A 20,369-nucleotide genomic window follows, 5' to 3' on the forward strand; every position below is an offset into this window, starting at 1 on the left:
GGGTAAAAGCGTCCAACGTAGCTGTACATTTTTTCACTTAAAAGGTTGTGTATCTCTTACCTGAACCGTTGGTACCAGGCGATCCGCTCTCCCTAACAAATATTTTAGAGCCACAAAAAAAGCCGAACGGATCGTATCCATTCGACTTTCACTAAGCTTATGCACGAACTAATTTTGCTTCAACTTGAACAAATAGTGCATCTAGCATCTTTTTATAATTTTCAACCTCGAATTCCGGCAAATGAAGGTTACCATTGTCATCTAACATATCATAAATACCACTAATCATAACACGTGGTTGTGCAGGTACTTGAACACCTAAGTGGCTTAACACTTCACGTAAATGAAGCTGTGCTTGAATCGTTCCACTCTGTCCTGGTGTACCACCAATCACACCAGCTACTTTTCCTCCGATTGAATTATCTCCAGCTGGTCTAGTCATCCAATCGATTGCATTTTTTAAAGGCCCTGAGTACGAACCATTATATTGAGGTGTAGCAAACAAAACAATATCTGCACCTTCAATTTGGTCTTTTAACCTTTGTACACTTTCAGGAACTGGTTTTTCTATATCTTCATTAAATACTGGAACATCTGAATAATCTGCATACTCATATTCAACGTTCTCTGGAAGCATTGCTTTAACTAAATCTAATAATTTTTTATTAACTGAGTCTTTGCGTAAACTACCGCAAACACCTACGATTTTTATTTGACGATCCATAACTATGTCACTCCTATATTAAGTCTATTAATTTCATCGTAAATGTTTCATATTATAAGCGCAAACATCTTGCTTGTCCACACCAGTTTTACTCACCTAATTTATAGACTAAAACAATCGCAGTAAAAAAAGACAGACTCATATACATAAGAAATGTATTAACATTATACAATTGGTGATTCATATGACTAGATAAGAATAATGTTGACACAGAATCAATATAATCCCAATCAATGTAACCAAACTGACTTTCGAATAAATCTATTATTTGCTGACGATATTTTTCAATAGATTTCTGCTGGTAACTGATCGCAATACCCCAATGAACTGATACAAAAATCGCCGATATAATTAACCAATGACCTAATACATACGGTCGCAAAAATTCATACCATAAATAGACTAAGTAAAAAAATAAACCGATTAACAAAACCATAAATGGTAATGCTCGGTTCACGGAATCTACCTGTTGTCCGGGAAGGGTACTCATCGATCCAACTTGTAAAAACATAGCAAAGACTAGCACTGTAATAATAATTAATAAAGACGTTGGTCGACCTAACAGTTTCTTCAACTAAATCCCCTCCACCATCAACTGTTTTTCATATTTTATGAAAACGGAAGGGGAATTAGACTAAAGCCAAGTTTAAAACCATGTTGATAATATTAGAAAGATTACAGCCACCAACCCAGCTAAAATAAACCACGAATACATCTGTTTAGGCCATCTAATAACATCAACTATTATGAAGACGACAACACCTACCAATATAGGCGGAATTAATAAGTAAGCTAAATACGCAATAACATTCATCATCTTTAAAAATCCTCCATACAAAAAAGAAGAGGTTACCCACCCCTTCTTTATACTAGTGTTTCATATCATGAATAAAGCGCCATGCTTCTTCAAAATCCGCTTCAGTATAGTTCTGTTGGCTTTTAACTGTACGCACTTTATCTTCTATTTCTTCTTTAGAGAAGTTATCAAAATACAACATTGTCGATACTAACTCTAAAAATTTTGAGCTTTGTTCGTCCATTTTTTGAATAACTGAGCCCATATTCGATGTCGTGACACCAGATTCACTTAGGAAGCCTGCACCACGGTCTGTTAAATGATAACGATATTGATAATAGCCTTTTTCTTTTTCTTTCGCTTCATCTAAGAAACCTAAATTACAAAGCTCTTCAATTCGTGTAGATAATTCTTCAGAATAAGGACCATAAAAATGAAATGAATAACGCTCAGAAAAATCAAAGCCACACTTTTTTAAGATATACACCATTTTTTGCAGTCTTTTACGACCTACTACTTCTTGTGCTTGTTCAAAAAACGCCATTAGCCTCGCGTGATCCTCTAACATGAACACAACTCCTTACCCTTTCAAAATTTCATATATCCGCTTCTTGATGTCGCTTTCTTCTGGAAGTTGCTCTATTAAATCTTTAGCAAAATATAATTTATGATCTGTTCGTTTCTTACCTGATATCGATTCAACTATATCAGATTGACGTGATAGCTCTTTTAACTCACCTGTCGGTAATTGTAGGTGAATTGGAAGACGTTCTTCTTCCTCACCAGGTCGATAGAAATCATACGGCAAATCAGATGAAGAATCCACTTCTAAATAATAGGTAGGATCAACTCCTGCCTCATTAAAACACTCTTTTAAGTCGATTAGCTCTTTATATTGATTACCAGGATCGAATTCAACATATTTGAATAAGTCGCGATCAACAAATCGACGACACAAATCAGATAAGATTGCATCCTCTTCTTCTTTCCATATGTGGAAATAATAAATTACCACATTCTCATCTAACTTTAAATAGTCCTCTAAGCTCACTTCTTTTAAGAAGAAGCTTTCAAAGTGCGTCGGTTTCAGCTTGAACTCATATTCATTGGCTATATATAATTCTTTAGCTCGATGTAAAATTTTAGATAATATAACTTCCGCACTTCGCGTTACCGGATGAAAATAAACTTGCCAATACATTTGATATCGGCTCATAATGTAGTCTTCTACAGCATGCATACCGCTTTCTTTAATAACCATTTGATCTTCCATAGGACGCATGACACGTAATATGCGTTCCATATCAAAATGGCCATAACTTACTCCAGTGAAGTATGCATCACGTTGTAAGTAATCCATTCGATCAGCATCAATTTGACTGGAGATGAGACTGACTACTAATTTATTTGAATATGTCTTATGTATAACATCGGCAACATCTTGGGGAAAGTTTTCATCTACACGACGTAAAATTTCATTAACTTTCGTATCACCTAGAATAATCGCTCTCGTAAAGTCTTCATGATCCAAATCAAATACTTTCTCAAACGAATGAGAAAACGGTCCATGCCCTAAATCATGAAGCAACGCAGCGCACAAACATAATAAGCGTTCATCATCATCCCAAAATGGTTGGTCACGGAAGTTCTCAATAATTCTGCGCACAATTTCATATACACCTAAAGAATGATTAAAACGACTATGCTCTGCACCGTGGAAAGTTAAATACGTCGTACCTAATTGTTTAATTCGTCTCAGACGCTGAAACTCAGGTGTACCAATCAAGTCCCAAATCACTCGATCACGGACGTGAATATAGCGGTGAACAGGGTCTTTAAACACCTTTTCTTCATGTAATTTTTCATCACGATATGCCATTTTTCCCGACCTTTCTATCAATCTCTACATCTTAAAATTATTATAGCTTTTTTCGAGTTTAAATAAAACAGATTCTCTATTTAAATCTAATCATAATTAAAATTGTTGCCATAATTGTTGCAACCACTCCGCTTCTTCAACTGACACTTTTTCGAATTGAACGGTTGTACCTGGAGCCATTTGGGCAAGTTTCCAATGGTCAGCAGAAATAACGGTGCCTATAGTAGTATAACCACCAGTTGTTTGACTGTCAGCTAACAAAATCATGGGCTGACCATCAGCTGGAACTTGAATGGTTCCATAAGTAACAACATCCGACACGATATCAGCCGTACTATTATGGACTAAAGGGGCGCCTTCTAACATACACCCCATACGGTCACCTTTTTTAAATACGTAACTAGATTGATAGAATTTTGATACAGAAGCAGTTGTGAACTCGAGTTCCATCTGACTTGCAATGACCCTTAATGTCACTTTTTTCGTTAGTATAGGGCGTAAATCCCGACGCAAAGAACTAAAAGAAGGCTGATCACCTTCAACTTGACCTACTTTAACAACGTCTCCTTCTACTAACCTACTACCCATTTTTCCTTTCTCAAAAGTAGATTGGCTACCTAGCCACACCTCTGACTGTATGCCTCCAGCAACACAAAGATAAGCCCTCATACCTTGGATTGGTCTTTCAAAAATTAATTGCTGCCCTTGTTGAACTTTGATCGTTTCCCATAAAGGAACAGGTTCATAGTCAATATGCGCTGCTAAATCCCCACCCGTGACACAAATGACAGTATCATATTTGAAAGTCAATTCAGTGCCACCAAACGTAATCTCAAGTGCGGCAAAACCATCTTCATTATTTAATAGGCGATTTCCCATAATTAAAGCATAACGATCCATTGCACCTGAGGCTGGCACACCTAAATGTTGATAACCAGGCCTTCCTAAATCTTGAACAGATAGAAACAAACCTGGTTTACTGACTTGAATTAATTGTTCCATTCACATCACCTAACATTTTAATCAAACGTTTGATTAATAATTAATTGCTTGCACATTAACACGGTTTGCTTCTAACATATCACGTATAGCTTTAGCATGATGATAAGCTGACTGTCCGTCCCCATGAAAACAAAGAGTATCTGCTTGCATTGGTATCTTCTTATTTGTAGCAGTCGTCACTACTCCTTCGAAAATCAATTCACTTACTTGTTTTTTAATTGATTCTAGACTAGTAAGCACTGCACCATCATATTGACGGGAAGTTAAAAGACCCTCCTCTGTATACGTACGATCTGCAAATACTTCAGAAGCGTATGCTAAATCTAGCTTCTTAGCCGCTTCAATTAATTGACTATTAGCCAAACCATACAACACTAATTGTGGATCAACATCTTTTACTGCTTGTACGATCGCTAATGCTAGGTTTCGATTTTTAGCCGCTTCGTTATACAAAGCACCATGTGGTTTAACGTGGTGTAATTGAATGCCTTCAACCATACAAAAAGCTTTTACTGCTCCAATTTGATAAACGACTAACTGGTAAACTTCTTCAGCCGGAATGTCCATGTTTCGTCGACCAAACCCGAGTAAGTCTGGATATCCAGGATGAGCCCCTATAGCTACGTTAGCCTCTTTTGCCAGTTTAATCGCTTGTGGAATCGTGCGATAATCCCCAGCATGATAACCACAAGCAACATTAGCTGATGTAATAACACCCATCAGCTTCTCATCATCACCCAAAGTGTACTGGCCAAAACTCTCTCCTAAATCAGCATTAATATCAATTTTCAAACTTAGCCCCACCTTTAGTGAATAAAGTCTTCAACACGCCCCTTCTCATCAATCCAATCGTACTCTGAACGTGTTACTGAGTAGAATTTCAGTTGATCACCTACTTCAAACAAAGCAAGTTGTTCTCGTTTAACATCAAACAGTTTGATCGGTGTATTGCCAATAATGTGCCAACCTCCTGGTGATGACACTGGGTAAACCCCTGTTTGCTTACCTGCAATGCCTACACTACCTCGGGGTACTTCTGCACGCGGAGTTTGTAAGCGTGGTGTTTCAAGTTTATCATCTAATCCACCTAAATACGGAAAACCAGGTAAAAAGCCTACCATATAAACTAAATAATTTGGGTCACTATGTCGTTCAATCACCTCCTGTTGAGACATCGTGTGAAACTCAGCTAATGATTGAAGATCTGGGGCAAACTCACCCTCATAACAGACAGGTAGTTTAATAACCTTTTGTTCTCTTAAACCTTCTTCTAATTGAACAGTTTTCAATATATCTTGAACACATTGTTCAACCTCAAAGTATGACACCGTTCGCCAATTATAATAAACAGCCACAGAACGGTATGTAGGAACTAGGTCTGTCACATATGGAATGTGAGCACGCTTCAAACTTTTATAAGTTGCTATTACTTTCTCATGCAATGTTTTTGATATTTCATCACCGAACGTAATAATTAAAGCTTGATTACCTAATGGGTGTAATGAATAATCCATTAATGTTCATCCTTTATACAAGTTAAACAAACTGAAACCGCTTCATTTAAATCTGTTTGTGACCAACTAGGTACTTTCCCATGTTCTATTGCCAACTCGTGAGAAGCCGGTATATGAATAAACCCAGCTGGAATTCTTTTATTTTGTTTTTCAATATAATTTAAAGTTTGGTACATAACATGATTACACAAATATGTCCCGGCAGAATTAGAAATTTCAGCTGGATACCCTTTTTCCTTTAACTCATTTACCATTTTATGAATCGGTAACGTACCAAACAGCCCATCAGATCCCCCTTCAACAATTGGTTCTCCACTTGGAATACGCCCATGATTATCCGGTTCTCCACCATCGTTACAATTAATCGCAATTCTTTCAGGCGTTACTTTGGCCCTACCTCCAGCCAAGCCAAGTGACACAATCGCATCAGGCTTAGTTTCTTCAATTGCTTTAAGCAATTTTTTCCCGCTCGTTGAAAAATCAACTGGCAATACTCTAGTCACAACTTCATAACCATTAATCGTATCTCCATCTAAGTGCTTAACGACTTCCATCGTTGGGTTTAGTTTAAAATTTAAAAATGGTTCAAATCCTGTTAATAATAACTTTTTCATTTAATCACCTTCAATTTTTCTTAATATTGTTTCTATTTTAGCACTTATACCGAGTAATTTGTAACTGTTTCTTTACCCGTGCTTTTTCTATTCTTGCAACGATTTGTTATAATATAAGACAGCTTATATGAAGAGGAACGATCTGAGATGAATCATAAATTGTTAGACATTAATCAAATAAGGTTTATAGATCATAGTGATCCTAGCCTATCAACCATTTCACAGTCCTTCGCAACTGATGATGCCCTTTGCTTATCTGTCAGTCAGTCAATGGAAACCGTTATGCGCTATTGGGTTCATGAACCAACAATCGTTTTAGGTATTCCTGACAGTCGTTTACCGCATATACAAGATGGCGTTCATTATTTAAGTGAACAAGGTTATAATGTGATCATTCGTAATTCTGGAGGTCTTGCTGTTGCGTTAGATGAAGGGGTGTTAAACATATCTTTAATTTTCCCTGACACAAAGCAAAGCGACATACATGATGGGTATGAAGCAATGGTCGAATTCATAAAATGGTTATTCCAAGATGAAGAGCCAATAATTGAAGCTTATGAAATCGAACAGTCGTACTGCCCCGGCTCATATGATCTAAGTATTAATGGAAAAAAATTTGCCGGCATCTCACAGAGACGAGTGAAAAATGGGTCAGCTGTACAAATTTATTTATGTGTTGAAGGCGATGGGAGCGAACGTGCAGAACTACTCAAGCAGTTTTACAACAAGTCTTTAAAAGGTGAACAAACGAAATTTAATTATCCTAACGTTAACCCAGAAGTAATGGCATCACTAGAACAATTATTAAATAAAAAAATAACCGTCTCACAAATAAAAGAGCAAATTTTAAATCGCCTCAGTTCTGAACAAATTGATGTTATTCACCAGCCGTTAAACGAGCAAGAATTAAACTGGTATGAATCAAGGCAAGAGTTAATGCAAAAACGCAATAAAGACCTTTCGTTAACAAAACGTTCATAACCATATCTTTTAACCTCTAATGCAGCTTGTGATATATTATTGTTGGAAACAATACAAGAGACTTAAGGAGAGTGACATACATGCCAGAAGCAGTAGAAACTTTAGATGGTTGGTATATGCTACATGACTTTAGACAAGTCGATTGGACAGCTTGGAAAAAAGCAAGTACAGAAGAGCGCGAACAAGCTATTAGTGAACTCAATCACTTAATGGCGTCGTGGCAAGATGTTGAATCTGACAAGCTAGGTAGCTTTGGTTTTTATACAGTTGTCGGCCATAAAGCAGACTTACTATTTTTAAACGTTCGACCAACAATGGAAGAGTTAACAGAGTTAGAAACATCACTTAATAAAACAAAAATGGCTGAGTTCTTTACACAACCTTATTCTTACGTGTCTGTTGTTGAACTTTCAACTTATATGGCACAAGGAAAAGACCCAGACACAGACCCAGAAATTCAAGCGCGATTAAAGCCTATTTTACCTAAATGGAATCACGTATGCTTCTATCCAATGGACAAGCGTCGTGATGGTGATGACAATTGGTATATGATGTCTAAAGAAGACCGTGGAAAGCTAATGTATACACATGGTATGACAGGTCGTAAATATGCTGGACACGTTCGCCAAATCATTACAGGAAGTCAAGGTTTAGACGACTGGGAATGGGGCGTAACATTATTTGCCCATGACACATTACAATTTAAGAAATTAATTTATGAAATGCGTTTTGATGAAGTGAGCGCTCGCTTTGCAGAGTTTGGCTCCTTCTATATTGGACATCGCAAAGAACGTGAAGAGTTAGAAAAAGTCATGCATGTATAAAAAGTATATTTTAAAAGCCTTAAGTCACTCGTTGACTTAAGGCTTTTTTTTCCGCTCCCCCGCTTTGTCTGAAAACATGTCCTACAAAATATACGACTTTATAACTTGTCCAGACAAATTTCTTCATTTAGGCAATCATCATTTCCCAACTTCTACATATACATGAAATAGTGATGGATATTGATTAAAAGAGGTGGTGGTTAATTGGCACTTATATCTTATACAGATGCGCAGCTTAGAGAACTCGCCCGCCTCATGCGTGCCGAGGCCGAAGAGGACGGAGAACAAGGTATGCTCTTAGTTGGAAACGTTGGCGTTAATCGAGTCATAGGAGATTGCCTAGACTTTGAAGAAGTTCGATCTTTACCAGATATGATTTATCAATCCCCTGGTGGATTTGAAGCTATTCAAGAGTCCTATTTTTATCAACGTGCACGCGAAAAGGAAATTCGCCTTGCGAGAAGAGCAGTTCAAGGTGACCGGATTCATCCTGGACGATTTTCACTATGGTTTTTCAGACCTCCAGGAGATTGTCCGCCTGAATGGTTTGGTCAGCCATACGCTGGAGACTTTGGTGCCCATTGTTTTTATGAGCCGTTTCCGGGCGAATGTCCTGAAATTCATTAAGTTAAGAGTTATTAATTTAATTTTTTAAATAATTGAGGGAGGTTGATTTTTTGGATCAGTCAAATAACAATCATGAAAGAAACCAAAGTGAAGCAAACAGATCCAAGACACCAAAACAGCCAAAAGGGGATGCTCATAAGCAACCCGCAAAGAAGCCTTATCATCCTAAGGAATCTAAACAAGGGTGGTACCCAGACAAGAAACATCCAGGGGATAAAAAAGGCCACCAGCCAAAATACGGTGATAAAATGCCACCTAAGTATGGCCAATCACCAAAAGCACCTGGTATAGGTTTCGACAAGAAAGGGCCTGACTACAAACCAACAGGTAATAAACCGTGGGGTGGTCAACAAGGACAAAGCGGAGGTATGCCTCCATATGGTGGTGGAATGCAACAACCGGGTGGTATGCAACAAGGGCCGGGCATGCAGCAACCGGGGGGCATGGGACCTGGTATGCAACAGCCGGGGGGCATGCAACAACCAGGTGGCATGGGGCCTGGTATGCAACAGCCAGGCGGTATGCAACAACCGGGGGGCATGGGGCCTGGTCAAGGGATGCCACCGTGGATGCAAAATGGGCAACAGCCTATGCAACCGCAACAACCTACGCAGCCGCAACCTGGTATTCCACGTGAACGTTCTTTCATTGAGAACATTTTGCGCCTGAATGAAGGAAAGCAAGCGACATTTTATATGACGTTTGAAAACAATGATGAGTGGAACGCCATGATATTTGAAGGAATCGTACGCGAGGCAGGTAAAGACCATATTGTAGTTGAAGACCCTGAAAGCGGAAATTGGTATCTACTATTAATGATCTATTTAGATTACGTACAATTTTATGAAGAACTTAATTATGATTACCCGTTTGTCTAATGAAAACAGCCAACTGTCATTTCAGTTGGCTGCTTTTTTAACACTTTTTTACTTGTTTGATCGATTTTACATATGAGAGTTATTTTGACCAATTATACAGCCTAAGACACATTCGATCAAAAACCAACAAAAGCGATAAAAACAGCTTGTTTTTACAAATTCGATCAATTTTTTGTAAGAAAATTCAAACTTCCTTGCCAGTTTACTTTATTCGCCCAAGTGACAAAACAACTTAACATTTTTAAAAAAGTATATGGGGAGTTTGAACTGTCCTGTGACTGAGGTTTTAAACTATGGACAACCATTTAACAGACGAGCAATTCGAAGACCTTTTAAAACAATACAACAATATGATTCATTATCAAATCCATAAGCTTTTCATTAAAGATTATGAAGGTGATTTTTATCAAGAAGGGGTTACTGCATTATGGGAAGCTTACCTGAAATATGGTCATGACCCGACATTTCCCAAGATGGCTACGATTCACATTCGAAGTCGCTTAATTGATAAGATTCGTAAACATAAAAGAGTACATGATCGAGAAACGGTTGACGAATATTTAGACCACCAAATAGCGTTTAACAAACAAATCGAACATTTCGATCCACACTTTTGGACGACTGTTCGTCAAAACTTAAGTAATAAGCAATGGCTGTTTATTGAAAAAAGAATATTAAAAGGGTACTCCTTGAAAGAAATTGCTGAGCAGGAACATACAACAGTTGATGCAGTTAAAGGATGGGGACAAGCCGCAAAGAGAAAGTTGCGTTCAGCTTTGGAAGACTATTACACAACTTAGGCAAAAGAAGGATTATTATTTCAGCCTGAAGCACTATTATAATTCGACCTCCGTACTGTTTAGCGTTCTCTCGTTCTACCTTAAAATTAAGTTAGAACAAAAAACGGAGGCGATTAGATGTTAGAACCTATGATTAAAGAAGCAATAATAAAAGATCTGCAAACAAAATATATCGAAACGCACAAGTATAATTATAAGAAGCGTTAATATTAATCAAACGTTTGATTAATATTTCTCAAACAAATTAAATTAGGTACTTCAATTGACATTAGTGAAAAACATCATTATATTTAAAGTATAAGATTATGTATACATTTTTTGTTAAAACATAAAATAAAAAGAGATAGGGTGCAACTAACACCCTACCCCATAAGCAGTATCCGCCCGTACAAGGCGTAGGCTGCACTATCTTGATGAAGATTCCTGACTACCTTGCTTCCGGCATAAGCAAGGTAGTTTCTTTTTGCCACCATTTACGAAAAACATAAATGGTATGACAATAAACTGAGCTTCGAGGGTGACGAATGTTATAGTTATAACTATTAACATTAGCGTCCATATTCGATCGCTCATAGGCATCACCTCCTCTCTCGCCTATGAAAGACGACATGGAGGCTTGGCCTACTCACCTTGCTTAAACGGAACACTGCTCACCTTCATTATATACAATGGATGAGTTGATTTAAACTAAATAAACGAACATTTGCTCGATTTCATACAACAGTCCTAGTTCACAACAAATTCTGTTTCACTACAACCATCCTTAGTCTTTTTCACCTCTAAAATGGCTGGTATAGCAGTCTTTAACTCTTGGACGTGTGAAATTACCCCTATCATTCTACCCGACTTTTGTAGGTCAACTAACGTATCAATTGCTTTATTTAACGACTCATCGTCTAACGAACCAAACCCTTCATCTATGAACATTGTCTCGATTGACACTCCACCTTGAAAGCTTTGAATTACATCCGACATACCAAGTGCTAGACAAAGTGACGCATTAAACTTTTCACCACCAGATAGCGATTTAACGTCACGAGCTTGTCCTGTATAAGCATCATGAACATCAAGTCCTAAACCACTTTGACGCCCTCTAGCTTCTTGCCTGTTACTTCTAACTAGATAATACTGTCCATTAGAAAGTCTCCGCAATCGTTCATTTGCCGCTTCTATAATTTGCTCTAAATACTCAATTTGCAAGTAACGCTCAAATGAAAGCTTCTGTTCATTTTGACCGCGTACTAAGTTATAAAGATCAGCCAATTGGTTCAGTTTCTTTTCTTTTTCAGCTGCGGCTTCATGAGTTTGCTCAATCTTCTCCCTTAAATTAATAAGATCTTCAAAGTATCTTACATTCATATTGTAATGATTAAATATTTCTTCATATTGCTGTTTAACATTTTCAAGTTGCTCTTCTAACGCTTTAAGGTCAGGTTTATCTTTCCCTTCCAACTGCTTTTCTAACTCATTAATCCGTTCTGATAACACTTTGATTGATTGTCTATAATCATCAATTTCGCGCTTTAACGATTGACGTTCGCTCTCAGCTTTTTTAGATTGTTGATAATCATTAAAGTGATCAAATGAAGCTTGATCTAATTGCTCTTTAAACATCTCTTCGTAGCGTAATCGTTTTCCTTTTAGCTCTTCTAACTGAGTTTGTGTGCTCTGGAGAGTTGTTTCTATTGTTGTTAAATTCTTTTTAGCTTCTTCTAAAACTTTTTGAGCTTGTGCCCATTGTTGTTCTAATTGATTTAACTCAGATTTAGTCGATTCGATTTCAGCCTCGATTTGTTTAATGGAACGAAGCCCTTCTGGAATTACTTCTAATTGCTCATAATAAGCTCTCTCTTCTGATTGGTGATCAGCATTTCTATCGTAATAATAGTGTTCATGATGTTCTTTTTGCTCCTGAACTTGTATTATTTGTTCTTCTACTGACTGTGTTTCTTCTTTAATTTGTTCGAGCTGCTGTTGTTGATCGGTTAAACGTTTAACTTCATTTGCTAATTCGACACCTGAATCATGAACTTTAGTTAGCGTTTGCTCAGGCTGCTCGGTTGATTCTCCTGAACTTCGAATTTGATCTTCTGCTTGTTCAATCTCATGCTCTTTAGCTTCTAATTGCCCTTCCAATCGACTGTAATTTGCTTGGGCTTCATCCACTTGTTTTCTTAAAGCTTCTAAGTGTTGTTTACTTGGTGCCTCACTAGTATTCATTTGCTTATTTGGGTGTTCTAAACTACCACAAACTGGACAAGCCTCTCCGTCATGTAGTTGATGTGCTAGTACAGCTGCTTGACTTTCAATCCATTGTTGTTCAAGTTGCTCTTGATCTCTTTTCTTACTCTTAAAAGCTTCACCATAGTGTTGAAGCTTTTGGTTTAAACTTTCTTTAGCATTCAAAAGCTCTATATAGTTTTTAAATAAACGATACTTTTCTCTTTCTTCATGCAACTGTTGTTGTTTCGTATGAAGTGACTGTAAAGCCCCTTCAAATTCATTGATGCGTTTTTGGTTTTCATCTCTTTTAATTTGTAATTGCTGTAAATTGTCTTTCAATTGTTTTAAAGCTTTTTCACTTTGTGATAATTGCTCAGCTAAGTACTTTACCTTATCCTCTCGTTGCTTTAGTGACTGAACCTTTGGGTATAAATCTTCTAATTGTTGTAAACGAGTCTTGGCTTTTTCACGATCTGTTTCTTTATTTATTTCTTCATTATAAGTAGTCTCTGCTTTAGCCAAAGCTTCTTTTGCCTTCAATAGTTGCTCTTGTAATTGGTTTTCAGCGTGCTGTTTTTGCTCGACTTCACCTTTAATTTCTTCTAGCTGTCCTTCATATGGCTCAATTTGGCTAGCTTTTTCTGCTAACTCAAGTGATTCTTCCTTTTCCTTGATTACTTTCCCTTGTCGTTCTAATTCAACTAACTGACTTCTCTTTGTTTGTAATTCTTGATCTTTCTCATGGATTGATTTAGCTTCATGGTACTGAGCAGTTACTTTTTCTTGGTGCTTACTTAGCTGCACTTTTTCATTGCTTAGTTGTTCAACACGCTTTTGATAAAATGATTTTTCTTCTTCCATACCAGCGATCACTTGGTTAACGTTATAAAACTCTTGGTTAACGACTTGAAATAATAAAGACTCGTCACGGTTCGGTAACTTTGCGCTAATTTCTTTTATATAGTGATTACGCATATTAAGCTCTTCTTCACTATCCTTTTGCGCTTGTTCTTTTTTACGACGAAGATGTTCATTAAGCTTCTGATAATCCTCTGTTTTGAAAATTCTTCTTAATATTTCCTCTTTATTTTCTGTTTTAGACGTTAGTAATTTACGAAATTCCCCTTGTGGGAGCATAACAATTTGTCTAAATTGCTCTTTCGTTAAGCCAACTAACTCTTCGACTCTTTTATTAATTTCTGAAACAATTTGTCGGTCTACACATGGATCTTCCTTGTTACCATTTATTTTGACAAATTCATAACGATCACCTGTAGCTGTTTTATTACCTTGTTTAACATGTCCAAGCTGACGTAAAATACGGTAAACTTCTCCATTTAACTCAAACAATAGTTCAGCACTTGTATGAACATCATCATGCGCAAAGTCGCTACGTAACATTTGGTCACTTTCACGGTCTTCACCACTAGCTGCACCGTAAAGTGCAAAACTAATACCATCAAATATAGTTGTCTTCCCAGCACCTGTTTTACCTGAAATAACGAAAAGTCGATTATTTTCTAGTTCCTCAAAATCTATGATCTCTTTGTCTTTATATGGACCAAACGCCGTTAACGTTAATTTTAATGGTTTCATAGTACGAACCCCTTTCTAAATAGCTTAAGAACGGTCTTCTTGTAACAAATCCTCAAAAACGTCTTCCATAATCGATTCAACTTCTTCCGATGGTGCCTCACCTTTCACCTCTTCATAGAATGCTTTAAACAACTCTTTGTCTGAAAGTTTATGTCTTTCAATTTTGGGTTCGTCTTCCTTCGTACGTTGTTGAGTTTGCAGCCGCTTTTCGATATGCATTGCATTTGGATAGACTGATCTAATTTGTTCCATTGGAAATAAAACTGTATGTTCATCCAATAGTTTTACAAATACATAATCTTCGTTCACATCTTGTTTTAATAGATCTTCTAAATACCCTTCAATCGTCCTTAAATTCAGACGCGGCTTTAGTAACCGTTTTTCTACTTCTACTTGCCCTTCGCCATCCATTTCAACGATTAAAAAGCCCTTTTTATGATTCTCTTCAGATATAGAATACTTTAACGGTGAGCCTGAATAACGGATCGTTTCATCACCTACATGGTGGGCCTGATGCAAGTGTCCTAACGCCGTATAGTGAAATGGCTTAAACAAATTGGCATCAACATGTTCTGCTCCACCAATAGATAAAGGCCGCTCTGAATCACTCGTGTTTTCCTTCTCTTCACCACGAGGCGTGACAAATAAATGACCAACAAACACATGGCGAACAGACTCATCCATATGTTTCGTCATGTGATTAATTATTTTCTCAGTTGCTTCATGATGAGATCTTACATGCTCATCATTAAATTTATTTCTTACGATACTCGGATCACAATAAGGGACTAAATGAAAATGTACTTCCCCATGTGCATCGTTTATAACGACAGGGTCATAACTAGATGATAGCTCACCAATTATATGTAGTCCGTTATCTTTCATAATTTGACTACCGAAATTAAGACGGCCTGGACTATCATGATTCCCTGCCACAGCCACTACCGGAATCTTTAAGTCTAGTACAATTTCCGCAAAACAATCATTTAACAAATGAACTGCATCTGTAGGCGGTACTCCACGGTCATATAGATCACCCGCAATAATGACCACATCGGGTTGTTCTTCTTTAATTTCGTTAACAAATTGTTTCAAAATGTATCGTTGGTCTTCCGTCATGTAAACTCCTTGGACAAGCTTACCTAAATGCCAATCCGCTGTATGAAAGATTTTCACGCACGATCACCCTTTTATTTTTTCTTACTATTATTTTAACATCAACAAACACAAACATACGTTCGTTAATTTATTTTTATTTTACCATTTATTCACAAAGATGACTAGCGTTATTACAACACTAACTTTGGTCGAAAAAAACACCTAGTACTTGGCGCTACTGTAAAGTGTGAGCGCCAATAAATACTCCTGAGCGCCAGAATAGAGCCTTTGAGCGCCAAATAATTTCCTCTAACGGCTAGGCCCCGCGAGCGCCAAATAACGTCCTTGAACGCCAAAATAACCCTACAAATCGCCAAATAATTTCCCCATGCCTATTAACAATTAAGACTAAATACTACACATGAATAACACTAAAAATCGACATTTTGTCCTATTATTGAATTATTGTTTGTTTTCTGAATATTATAACATAATGTCCAACTTTACACTTTGTTTATTGTCAGAAAGTTTTATATAATTAGACACTTTAATCAAAATGTAACTTTTTTAAGTTTTTCAGTAGCCAAAATGTTTACAAATCGGTAAAAGGTGGTATACTTAAATATGGAAAGATAAGGATTCGCTATAAGGAGGCGATAACATGTTTGATCATCACATGCTTCGTGAAGCGATTGTTACAGATAAAAGAAAACAATACACGCAGCCTAGTAAAAAGGTTGAAAAGCCATCAAGTTCAATCTTTTCGTTTTTCAAAATCTTTTAATCTCGCACTCAAACTAGCGCAACTTAGACATAACAGCTTATAAGACTAATAGTTTGTTAGATATATAAAAGCCATCAACCTTCCCCTTTTGGTTGATGGCTTACTTTTATATTAATGAATAAATTGGCCGCGCTTAAAAAAATTATCTACATGTTTAAACGTCTCTTCCTCATGATGAATACTACGATGACCGTATGATAAAACTTTAAAATCCTTCAGACCTGGATAATAAACTGAATCAACCTCAATATAACCATCGTTATCACCTGGGATAAATGGGTTGAAAGCTAAGTTGCTTTTATCACCCGCTATAGCACCTATTTCAATACCTGTTTTATTTTGAAATTCTATATTATCTAAATACTCCGTGCTTAAAGATCTAACTGTGCGAAATACATTAACATAACCTCGAACTTTACTTGCTAAGTCAGCCAGCTGACTACCTCTATTTGGTGTTCCGATTAAAACGCAACGGCCGATGTAGTCTAAGTACTTCGTATCGGTTAACAATTTCCGTATGACTAAACCACCTGTACTATGTCCAACTAAATGCACTTTCTCATCAGGTCCAATCCCTGACTGAACGACACCTTCTAATAAATCCTCAACAAGTGTCACGATTACATCAAACTCATTGAACGTTAATGGTAAATCGGGAGTAAAGCAATCATACCCTTGTTTCTGTAAAAAATTAGCCATCGTGTGCATATCTTTATCACTACGGAAAAAACCATGAATTAAAATGACTTTCATGCAAACTCCCCCTTTACACTTTATAACTATACTGTACTCATTTGGAAAAGTGCTTTTCAAAGAAAACCACTTAATTATAGAAGAAAGTCATAAAATTGTAACGTTTGTATTATAGTAGTATTGCTTCTTTATTAGTACATACCCAAATTTTAAGGAAGGATGTCATAAAACAGTGAAACAACTTAAAGAAATTTCACAAGAAGGGTCTTTTCAAAGGCAAAAAAACCGCTTCACGACACCATTTAGTAGCGAAAGTGGATTACCAATCGAGCCTGGACGATACCGATTGTTATGGTCACCTGCCTGCCCATGGGCTCACAGAGCAGTGATTGTTCGAGAACTGTTAGGATTAGACACTGTTATTTCATTAGGTACAGCTAGTCCAATGCGACCTAAGATAGACCGTGTTGATTGGGAGTTTTCGTTAGATGAAGACTGTATCGACCCTGTATTAAAAGTCCGCTATATTAGTGAATTATATTTAAACTCAGACCCAAGCTTCTCAGGCCGACCTACTGTACCTGCAATGGTGGACTTAAAAACTAAAAAAGTTGTTAATAATGATTACTTCAACTTAACAAAATATTTTGAGACAGTATGGTCACCTTATCATAAAGAGAATGCACCGAACCTATACCCAGAACATTTACGAAAGCAAATTAATAAATTTAATGATACAATTTTTCATGACGTTAATAACGGTGTATATCAATGTGGTTTTGCGCATTCTCAAGAGGCCTATGAACAAGCGTATGACACATTGTTCGCTAGACTAGATCAACTTAATCAACATTTAGAAAAAAGCCGTTTTTTGTTAGGTGATTATATTACAGATGCTGATATCCGCTTATTTACTACACTCGTCCGTTTTGATACCGCTTATTACACGGCATTTAGCACAAATAAACACTTGATCCGAGAGTACAAAAACCTTTGGGGATACGCTCGTGATTTGTATCAAACAGCTGGGTTTGGCAATACGACAGACTTTGATGCGATCAAAAAGCATTACCACTTATCTATTACGATTAATCCAGATTACGCAAAACCTAAAATTTTACCGAAAGGCCCAGACCTATGTGCATGGAATGAACGTCCTGAACGCGATATACTAAGTAAATTACCGAGTAAGTTTTTATATAAGGAGCCGACATAATATGAGTACAGCTATAATTAGAGATGCTAGACGAGAAGAGATCCCGTTAATTAGACAGCAACGGGTAGAAGCTTATGAACCTTATTCACAAGTACTAACCAATGAACATTGGCACGCTTTAAAAGGAACATTATCTTCAGAAAACGACACTAAAGAAGGTGTCGATTTAATCGTGGCACAATTAGACGATGAAATAATTGGAAATGTAGTCCTTTTTCCTGCTGAAATAGATGCTTACGAATGGATCGATGCCTTACAATACCCAGAACTAAGAATGCTTGCCGTCGTACCGAAAGGAAGAGGTCATGGAATTGGCAAAGCACTTGTACAAGAGTGCATCAATCGGACGAAACAAAGAGGTTATACTAAAATGGGGTTACACACAGGAGAGTTCATGAAGTCAGCAATTCAATTATATGAACAATTTGGATTCAAACGAGTACCCGAACACGATTTCCAACCGGCTGATGATGGGGTGAATGTTAGAGCTTATGTTTTAAATATATAGACTAAGATCAAATCAGGTAGTTAGACACCCTTATTCATGGATTGTCTTATAGGACTAATATTGTACAAAAAACGCAGAGAAGGATTCTCTGCGTTCGATATGATCACTCTACAAACTAAGAGTGATAATGGAACTTCGCAATAAGGTTAGCTTCTACCTCAATCATTCCAGGTTCTATAGGCGTAAGTGTTTGGGATTGCTCAAGAGTCATAGTATAAGGTGTCACCGGGTCACTAAGCGCACCTTGTTCATTAACTTCTATCGGGGTTGGATCAAGTGAGACTTGCATAGCACTTGTTAATGACATAGCTTTAAGAACCGCATCTTCCAATGCTTCTTGTAAAGCTAAGCGATAAACGGCTTGTGGGTCTTTAACCGAGAAAGACAATCCCGATACTTCATTTACTCCATTTCTAACCGCTTCATCTACAACTTCACCAACTACCCCAATGTCATAGATGGTCACTTGAATACTATTTCGCACCTCATAGCCAATAAACTGCTGTTCTCCGTCTACATACTGGTATTGTGGATAGATTGTATAACTTACTGTTTTAATTTGTTCAGTTGTTAACCCTAATTCCAAAAGCGCACCAATAACTTGATCCATCGTTTCAGCATTTGTGGATTGAGAGATAGATAACGATTCATCTCTAGTTACAACCGTTAAGGTTACTTGCGCTACATCAGACTCAGTTTCAATCACGCCCTTCCCTGTCACTCTTAATATACGATGACCATTTAAAACATTAGATTGCTCTTGTGCATAACCGAATTCATGCACTTACAAAACCACCTTTCTTATAAGCGCCTCACATATCTACATATGACTTCACGCTCACAAGTATGACCGTTTCTTATATAAAAAAGCAGAGTCCCTTAACTCTGCTTTTTTACTTTATTCTCTGTCCAATATACAAACCCATAAATCAATAAAAACAACCCAATCGCGATCACCTCAAGCGACAAAATATACCAAGGATATGGACCTAGATAATCTATAAAAGTTGCACTACTAGGTTTGCCATTTAGGAACATGTAGTTTGAACCTAATATATTATTAATGTTCCAGACGACAAAAGCAATGACATTAAGGGCTACAAATGCTCTCCATACTGACCTAAAAGTCGGTTTGAATTGCTCAACCCACAACATGTATAAACAAGCCAAAACAATTGCTATATGAGAGATGAAAAACTGGAAAAACCGCATATGTGGGTAACCAAAAAATAATTCTGGAGTGATCATCGCAATCAATGCACCTGTCATACTGACGAAAAAAGCAACCTCAAACATCCGATAATCTTTTGTGAGTAACATAGCCGCACATAAATACATCGAAATTGAACTAAGTTGTAATGGTAGGTTAACCGTTATGTCCCATTCTCCATGGGCGAAATACCAGACATGGAACGTAACCTCTCCTAATAATAAAACTCCGACTAAACTATATGTCCAAACGATCGTACTCTGTTCACGAATATTCTTACGATTGAGAAACAAATAAACGGCGACAACAAAAGTTAAAAGAAGCATCGCAATATGGGGAATGCCAAATAGTTCAAACGGATAATCCGCTCGATCAAAGCTGAATAAACCCCACATGACGACC

At 37.1% G+C, this 20,369-nt stretch carries 23 protein-coding genes; 8 read left to right on the plus strand and 15 right to left on the minus strand.

Translation table 11 applies throughout. From position 1 onward, the window contains the following. Window positions 1-157: 157 nt before the first annotated feature. The 9 genes from A194_RS0100005 to pcp form a co-directional block, all read right to left on the minus strand. Window positions 158-724 (minus strand): NADPH-dependent FMN reductase, encoded by a 567-nt coding sequence (locus A194_RS0100005; RefSeq protein WP_017184829.1) that lies wholly within the window; start codon window positions 722-724, stop codon window positions 158-160. A gap of 88 nt (window positions 725-812) precedes the next feature. Next, entirely contained in the window at window positions 813-1,298 is a 486-nt protein-coding gene (locus A194_RS0100010) for a hypothetical protein (protein WP_017184830.1), read from the minus strand. Window positions 1,299-1,370: 72 nt separating this feature from the next. Next, window positions 1,371-1,541 carry a hypothetical protein gene (locus tag A194_RS20145; protein ID WP_017184831.1) on the minus strand — a complete coding sequence of 57 codons (171 nt, stop codon included), beginning with the start codon at window positions 1,539-1,541 and terminating at the stop codon, window positions 1,371-1,373. Window positions 1,542-1,593: 52 nt separating this feature from the next. Then, entirely contained in the window at window positions 1,594-2,088 is a 495-nt protein-coding gene (locus A194_RS0100020) for a YwgA family protein (protein ID WP_017184832.1), read from the minus strand. Between the two features lie 12 nt (window positions 2,089-2,100). Continuing rightward, the gene (locus A194_RS0100025) at window positions 2,101-3,399 is read right to left on the minus strand and encodes an HD domain-containing protein (protein ID WP_017184833.1); all 1,299 of its coding nucleotides are present in this window, start codon (window positions 3,397-3,399) and stop codon (window positions 2,101-2,103) included. A 96-nt stretch (window positions 3,400-3,495) separates the two neighbouring features. Next, complete coding sequence (locus A194_RS16720; protein WP_017184834.1) at window positions 3,496-4,401, minus strand: 5-oxoprolinase subunit C family protein; 906 nt, start codon at window positions 4,399-4,401, stop codon at window positions 3,496-3,498. 33 nt (window positions 4,402-4,434) lie between these two features. After that, window positions 4,435-5,193, minus strand: a complete 759-nt coding sequence (locus A194_RS0100035; RefSeq protein ID WP_017184835.1) for a LamB/YcsF family protein — start codon at window positions 5,191-5,193, stop codon at window positions 4,435-4,437. Between the two features lie 14 nt (window positions 5,194-5,207). Continuing rightward, on the minus strand, window positions 5,208-5,915 hold the full coding sequence (gene pxpB / locus A194_RS0100040) for a 5-oxoprolinase subunit PxpB (RefSeq protein ID WP_017184836.1): 708 nt from the start codon (window positions 5,913-5,915) through the stop codon (window positions 5,208-5,210). Further along, complete coding sequence (pcp, locus tag A194_RS0100045) at window positions 5,915-6,529, minus strand: pyroglutamyl-peptidase I (protein ID WP_017184837.1); 615 nt, start codon at window positions 6,527-6,529, stop codon at window positions 5,915-5,917. The genes pxpB and pcp overlap by 1 nt, the downstream gene beginning before the upstream one ends. A 147-nt stretch (window positions 6,530-6,676) precedes the next feature. Between pcp and A194_RS0100050 the strand changes: the two genes are divergently transcribed. The 5 genes from A194_RS0100050 (at window position 6,677) to A194_RS0100070 (ending at window position 10,639) form a co-directional block, all read left to right on the plus strand. Continuing rightward, window positions 6,677-7,510 carry a lipoate--protein ligase family protein gene (locus A194_RS0100050; RefSeq protein WP_017184838.1) on the plus strand — a complete coding sequence of 278 codons (834 nt, stop codon included), beginning with the start codon at window positions 6,677-6,679 and terminating at the stop codon, window positions 7,508-7,510. Window positions 7,511-7,590: 80 nt separating this feature from the next. Next, window positions 7,591-8,334, plus strand: coding sequence for a hydrogen peroxide-dependent heme synthase (hemQ, locus tag A194_RS0100055; RefSeq protein WP_017184839.1), 744 nt, complete (start codon window positions 7,591-7,593; stop codon window positions 8,332-8,334). Between the two features lie 204 nt (window positions 8,335-8,538). Beyond that, complete coding sequence (locus A194_RS0100060) at window positions 8,539-8,961, plus strand: cell wall hydrolase (RefSeq protein ID WP_017184840.1); 423 nt, start codon at window positions 8,539-8,541, stop codon at window positions 8,959-8,961. A gap of 50 nt (window positions 8,962-9,011) precedes the next feature. After that, window positions 9,012-9,839, plus strand: a complete 828-nt coding sequence (gerQ, locus tag A194_RS19580; protein WP_017184841.1) for a spore coat protein GerQ — start codon at window positions 9,012-9,014, stop codon at window positions 9,837-9,839. A gap of 293 nt (window positions 9,840-10,132) precedes the next feature. Further along, a complete protein-coding gene (locus tag A194_RS0100070; RefSeq protein WP_017184842.1) occupies window positions 10,133-10,639 on the plus strand; it encodes a sigma-70 family RNA polymerase sigma factor in 507 nt (168 codons plus the stop codon). 405 nt (window positions 10,640-11,044) lie between these two features. Here A194_RS0100070 and A194_RS20150 read toward each other — a convergent pair whose 3' ends face one another. The 3 genes from A194_RS20150 to A194_RS0100090 all read right to left on the minus strand — a co-directional run bounded on the left by A194_RS20150 (window position 11,045) and on the right by A194_RS0100090 (window position 15,634). Further along, window positions 11,045-11,212: a hypothetical protein gene (locus A194_RS20150; RefSeq protein WP_017184844.1), complete on the minus strand. Its 168-nt coding sequence runs from the start codon at window positions 11,210-11,212 to the stop codon at window positions 11,045-11,047. A 153-nt stretch (window positions 11,213-11,365) separates the two neighbouring features. Continuing rightward, window positions 11,366-14,458: an AAA family ATPase gene (locus tag A194_RS0100085; RefSeq protein ID WP_017184845.1), complete on the minus strand. Its 3,093-nt coding sequence runs from the start codon at window positions 14,456-14,458 to the stop codon at window positions 11,366-11,368. A 24-nt stretch (window positions 14,459-14,482) separates the two neighbouring features. Next, complete coding sequence (locus A194_RS0100090; RefSeq protein ID WP_017184846.1) at window positions 14,483-15,634, minus strand: exonuclease SbcCD subunit D; 1,152 nt, start codon at window positions 15,632-15,634, stop codon at window positions 14,483-14,485. A 583-nt stretch (window positions 15,635-16,217) separates the two neighbouring features. Here A194_RS0100090 and A194_RS20900 point away from each other — a divergent pair. Then, the gene (locus A194_RS20900) at window positions 16,218-16,340 is read left to right on the plus strand and encodes a hypothetical protein (protein ID WP_017184847.1); all 123 of its coding nucleotides are present in this window, start codon (window positions 16,218-16,220) and stop codon (window positions 16,338-16,340) included. A gap of 111 nt (window positions 16,341-16,451) precedes the next feature. Here the strand turns inward: A194_RS20900 and A194_RS0100100 are convergent, their stop codons facing one another. After that, window positions 16,452-17,093: an alpha/beta fold hydrolase gene (locus A194_RS0100100; protein ID WP_017184848.1), complete on the minus strand. Its 642-nt coding sequence runs from the start codon at window positions 17,091-17,093 to the stop codon at window positions 16,452-16,454. A 172-nt stretch (window positions 17,094-17,265) separates the two neighbouring features. Here A194_RS0100100 and A194_RS0100105 point away from each other — a divergent pair, with 172 nt between their 5' ends. Further along, window positions 17,266-18,249, plus strand: coding sequence for a glutathione S-transferase family protein (locus A194_RS0100105; RefSeq protein ID WP_017184849.1), 984 nt, complete (start codon window positions 17,266-17,268; stop codon window positions 18,247-18,249). 1 nt (window position 18,250) lies between these two features. Next, on the plus strand, window positions 18,251-18,757 hold the full coding sequence (locus tag A194_RS0100110; RefSeq protein ID WP_017184850.1) for a GNAT family N-acetyltransferase: 507 nt from the start codon (window positions 18,251-18,253) through the stop codon (window positions 18,755-18,757). A gap of 115 nt (window positions 18,758-18,872) precedes the next feature. On the opposite strand, the gene A194_RS0100115 is transcribed toward A194_RS0100110, so the two are convergent. Continuing rightward, window positions 18,873-19,541 carry an SIMPL domain-containing protein gene (locus A194_RS0100115; protein WP_017184851.1) on the minus strand — a complete coding sequence of 223 codons (669 nt, stop codon included), beginning with the start codon at window positions 19,539-19,541 and terminating at the stop codon, window positions 18,873-18,875. Between the two features lie 95 nt (window positions 19,542-19,636). Continuing rightward, a complete protein-coding gene (locus A194_RS0100120; protein WP_017184852.1) occupies window positions 19,637-20,362 on the minus strand; it encodes a YwaF family protein in 726 nt (241 codons plus the stop codon). Window positions 20,363-20,369 lie beyond the last annotated feature (7 nt).

Source organism: Alkalibacillus haloalkaliphilus C5, assembly GCF_000269905.1.
GTDB classification, from domain to species: Bacteria; Bacillota; Bacilli; order Bacillales; family Alkalibacillaceae; genus Alkalibacillus; species Alkalibacillus haloalkaliphilus_A.

Bases quoted from the DNA above. Each gene is read 5' to 3' on its own strand.
- A194_RS0100005 (WP_017184829.1), bottom strand. From the start codon at position 724: ATGGATCGTCAAATAAAAATCGTAGGTGTTTGCGGTAGTTTACGCAAA.
- A194_RS20145 (WP_017184831.1), bottom strand. From the start codon at position 1,541: ATGATGAATGTTATTGCGTATTTAGCTTACTTATTAATTCCGCCTATA.
- A194_RS0100020 (WP_017184832.1), bottom strand. From the start codon at position 2,088: ATGTTAGAGGATCACGCGAGGCTAATGGCGTTTTTTGAACAAGCACAA.
- A194_RS0100025 (WP_017184833.1), bottom strand. From the start codon at position 3,399: ATGGCATATCGTGATGAAAAATTACATGAAGAAAAGGTGTTTAAAGAC.
- A194_RS16720 (WP_017184834.1), bottom strand. From the start codon at position 4,401: ATGGAACAATTAATTCAAGTCAGTAAACCAGGTTTGTTTCTATCTGTT.
- pxpB (WP_017184836.1), bottom strand. From the start codon at position 5,915: ATGGATTATTCATTACACCCATTAGGTAATCAAGCTTTAATTATTACG.
- pcp (WP_017184837.1), bottom strand. From the start codon at position 6,529: ATGAAAAAGTTATTATTAACAGGATTTGAACCATTTTTAAATTTTAAA.
- A194_RS0100050 (WP_017184838.1), top strand. From the start codon at position 6,677: ATGAATCATAAATTGTTAGACATTAATCAAATAAGGTTTATAGATCAT.
- hemQ (WP_017184839.1), top strand. From the start codon at position 7,591: ATGCCAGAAGCAGTAGAAACTTTAGATGGTTGGTATATGCTACATGAC.
- A194_RS0100070 (WP_017184842.1), top strand. From the start codon at position 10,133: ATGGACAACCATTTAACAGACGAGCAATTCGAAGACCTTTTAAAACAA.
- A194_RS20150 (WP_017184844.1), bottom strand. From the start codon at position 11,212: ATGAGCGATCGAATATGGACGCTAATGTTAATAGTTATAACTATAACA.
- A194_RS0100085 (WP_017184845.1), bottom strand. From the start codon at position 14,458: ATGAAACCATTAAAATTAACGTTAACGGCGTTTGGTCCATATAAAGAC.
- A194_RS20900 (WP_017184847.1), top strand. From the start codon at position 16,218: ATGTTTGATCATCACATGCTTCGTGAAGCGATTGTTACAGATAAAAGA.
- A194_RS0100100 (WP_017184848.1), bottom strand. From the start codon at position 17,093: ATGAAAGTCATTTTAATTCATGGTTTTTTCCGTAGTGATAAAGATATG.
- A194_RS0100110 (WP_017184850.1), top strand. From the start codon at position 18,251: ATGAGTACAGCTATAATTAGAGATGCTAGACGAGAAGAGATCCCGTTA.
- A194_RS0100120 (WP_017184852.1), bottom strand. From the start codon at position 20,362: ATGTGGGGTTTATTCAGCTTTGATCGAGCGGATTATCCGTTTGAACTA.